Source organism: Nonomuraea sp. NPDC003201 (genome assembly GCF_053590415.1).
This window is the reverse complement of record NZ_JBSFTC010000597.1, coordinates 1-3,375: the sequence shown is the minus strand read 5'-3', so window position 1 is coordinate 3,375 and position 3,375 is coordinate 1. Positions and strand designations below refer to the sequence as shown.

The following is a 3,375-nucleotide window of genomic DNA, read 5'->3' as shown; positions in this document are numbered from 1 at the left end:
CATCGGGCGCGCCACGAACGCGCACACCGGCAGCAGCACGGCCAGCGCCAGCGCCACGGGGATCGCGTGATCCCAGCCGCGCCCGCTCAGGCTGCCGGTGAGCCAGGCGCCCGCGGTGGCCGCGTCGTTGATGTTCGCCCTGGTCAGCAGATACGAGTTGACCGCCAGCAGCAGCGCGTTCGCCCCGATGCCGACCAGGACCAGCCGGTAGCCCTGCACGCCGCCGCGGAAGGCCAGCGCGTACACGAGCACGGCCGTGAGCACGCACCCGGCCAGCGCGCCACCGGCGATCGCCATCGCCGAGCCGCCCGCCACGACGGCGACGATGCCGCCCGTCGAGGCGCCGGCGGTGAAGCCGATGAAGTCGGGGCTGCCCAGGGGGTTCCTGGTGAGGCTCTGGAAGATCGCGCCGCTCACCCCGAACGCCGCGCCGACCAGCAGCCCGGTCACCACGCGAGGGGCGCGCAGCTTGTTGACGATCAGCTCGGCGACCGGCGTGCCCTGGCCGAAGAGCGCGGAGACGATGTCGGGCACGGGCACCGTGAACTCGCCCGTCGAGATGGCCGCCACGGTCACCGCGCAGGCGACCACGACGAGGACCGCGCCGACGAGCAGGGCGCGGGGCGCGAGCCGTACGGACCAGGGGCCGACGCGGATGGTCACAGCGCCGCCACCCGCCTGCGCCTGGCCAGCATGATGAAGATCGGCGCGCCGATCACCGCCCACACGATCCCCACCTGCACCTCTCCGGGCCGGGCGATGACCCGCCCCACCACGTCGGCCGCCAGCAGCAGCACCGGCGCGGCCAGCGCCGAGTAGGGGAGCACCCACCGCTGGTCGGGCCCCACCACCGCGCGCACGGCGTGCGGCACGATGAGTCCCACGAACCACAGCGGTCCCGCGGCGGCGGTGGCCGCGCCGCACAGCAGCGTGACGGCCACCCCGGTGAGGATCCTGGTACGGTTCACGGCCACGCCGAGCGCCCTGCCCGCGTCGTCGCCGAGGGCGAGCAGGTTGAGCGGCCTGGCCAGCAGCAGCCCGAGCACCAGCCCGGCCACCATGAACGGCGCCAGCCGCACCAAGGTGTCGGCCGTCTGCCCGGCCAGCGACCCGGTCAGCCAGAACCGCATCCGGTCGAACGTCTGCGCGTCCATGCGCAGGATGGCCGAGGCCACCGCCGTGCACACCATGCCGAAGGCCACGCCGGCGAGCGCGAGGCGTACCGGGCTGGAGCCCGAGCGGCCCGCGGAGGCCAGGGCGTAGACGACGGCGGAGGCCAGCGCGGCGCCGCCGAACGCGAACCAGACGTAGACCGCCGGATCGGACAGCCCGAACAGGCCGAGCGCCAGCGTCACGCCGAGCGCGGCCCCCTCGTTGATGCCCAGCAGGCCGGGGTCGGCCAGCGGGTTGCGGGTCAGGCTCTGCATGAGCGCCCCCGCCAGGCCGAGCGTCGCGCCGACGCCGAGGCCCAGCAGCGTACGCGGGACGCGCAGCTCGCGGATGACCGTGTGGTCGTTGGAGCCGTTCGGGGCGAGGAAGGCGTCGATCACCGTCGAGAACGACACGGACCGCGCCCCCAGCGCCACGCTCGCCATCGCCACGAGCGCCAGCACGCCCACCGTGACGACGAGCCCGGCGACGAGCACGAAGGCCCTTGCGGCGGGAGCGGGGCGGCCGGTGGCGGGTGGATCGCCCGTCGTGGCCCCACAGTGTGGCGGGGCCGTGTCTTCAGCCGGGCGCACCCGACCCCCTCTCGTAGCGGTCAAACTTAGGCAAGGCTAATCTAAACGCCCAGTAATCAGGCAAGCCTAACCTTAGGAGATGTACATGTCGGGACCGGTCCTGCCTCGCAGGGGTTTTCTGGCGTCCGCCGCGGGCCTCGCGGCAGCCCTGACACTGGCGGCGTGCGGCGGCGAGCCGGCCACCGGCGGGTCCGCCCCCGCCGCCACTGCTTCGGGCGCCGCCCAGGGCTGGACGTTCACCGACGACCGCGGCAAGAAGGCCGAGCAGCCCAAGACCCCGTCCAGGATCGTCGCCCAGGTCGGCGCCGCCGCCGCCCTGTGGGACTTCGGCGTGCGCCCCGTCGCCGTCTTCGGCCCGCACAAGCTCAAGGACGGCTCCAAGGACCCGCAGGTCGGCAACGTCGACATCACCAAGGTCCAGGGCCTGGGCAACGTGTGGGACGAGTTCAACGTCGAGCAGTACATCGCGCTCCAGCCCGACCTCCTGGTCAGCAGCATGTACATCAAGGGCACTCTCTGGTACGTGCCCGAGAAGTCGAAGGACACCATCGAGCAGGTCGCCCCGACCGCGGGCATCATGCTGACCGGCCGCAGCGCCACCCAGGTGATCGGCAAGTACGAGGAGCTGGCCAGGTCACTCGGCGCCGACATGCAGGGCGTGCCCGAGGCCAAGGCCCGCATGGAGGCCGCCACCAAGGAGCTCGCGCAGTTCAAGAACCTCAAGATCCTCATGATGTCCGGCGGCCCCGACGCGATGTGGGTGGTCAACCCGCCGGAGTACCCGGACATCGTGCACCTGATGGACGCGGGCCTCGACGTCGTCAAGCCCGCGAAGGTGGACGAGGGCGGCTTCTTCCAGACGCTGAGCTGGGAGAACGCCGACGAGTACGACGCCGACGTGATCCTCTACGACACCCGCACCCAGTCGCTCAAGCCCGGGGAGATGATGAAGAAGCCCACCTTCGCCAAGCTCCCCGCGGTCAAGGCCGGCCAGCTCTACCCGTGGAACGCCGAGGCGCCCTACAGCTACCAGGGCTACGCGGCCTTCCTCGAAGGGCTGGTGGCCAACCTGAAGAAGGCTAAAGAGCTCCCCTGACCTCGACGATCTCGGCGAGGGGGAACTCGAGGTAGTCGCCCGCCTCCTCGCACCACGCGTCCAGCGCGCCGCCCTTGAGCTCGCCGTGGCTGATCGTGGCGGTCAGCCCGTCGGTGAGCGTGATGCCGGCGCGCACGCCCCGGTCGACCACGAACCCGAGCAGCGACTGCTGGGCCGTCGGCAGCCTGGTGGCCATCCTGCCGATGATCGCCCACGTGCGGCCGTTCCTGTCGTCCGCGGTCCGGCCGGCCGTGACCAGGCGGCGGGCATGCTCGTACGGGTCGGGCGTCGGCTCGGCGAGCATGTAGGGCACCTCCAGCTCCGCGAGGCCGGGGAACTCCGACAGCTCGGCCACCTGGCCGCCCGGAAGCAGGATCAGCTTGCCGTTCGGCGGCTCCTCGGGCCTGGCGCGGTGGATGGTGATCTGGCCGGTGTCGGCGACGGGCACGGGGGAGTAGCCGACCTCGCGCAGCGCGGCCAGCGTGCGGTCGGCCGGCGCGGCGCTCACCAGCACCGTGGGCGCGAGCAGCCGCAGGC

At 72.4% G+C, this 3,375-nt stretch carries 3 protein-coding genes and 1 pseudogene; 1 reads left to right on the top strand and 3 read right to left on the bottom strand.

Translation table 11 applies throughout. The features are described 5' to 3' along the window. Nucleotides 1-663: FecCD family ABC transporter permease (locus tag ACWDX9_RS61360; RefSeq protein ID WP_449973124.1), on the bottom strand; the 663-nt coding region annotated here is incomplete at its 3' end. Further along, entirely contained in the window at nucleotides 660-1,742 is a 1,083-nt protein-coding gene (locus ACWDX9_RS61355) for a FecCD family ABC transporter permease (protein ID WP_449973123.1), read from the bottom strand. The genes ACWDX9_RS61360 and ACWDX9_RS61355, both read right to left, overlap by 4 nt. Nucleotides 1,743-1,827: 85 nt before the next feature. On the opposite strand from ACWDX9_RS61355, the gene ACWDX9_RS61350 reads away from it, so the two are divergent. Continuing rightward, a complete protein-coding gene (locus tag ACWDX9_RS61350; RefSeq protein ID WP_449973122.1) occupies nucleotides 1,828-2,838 on the top strand; it encodes an ABC transporter substrate-binding protein in 1,011 nt (336 codons plus the stop codon). Here ACWDX9_RS61350 and ACWDX9_RS61345 read toward each other — a convergent pair. Then, nucleotides 2,822-3,375 (bottom strand): annotated as a pseudogene (locus tag ACWDX9_RS61345) (helicase-associated domain-containing protein); the annotation flags it as partial. The gene ACWDX9_RS61350 and the pseudogene ACWDX9_RS61345 overlap by 17 nt on opposite strands.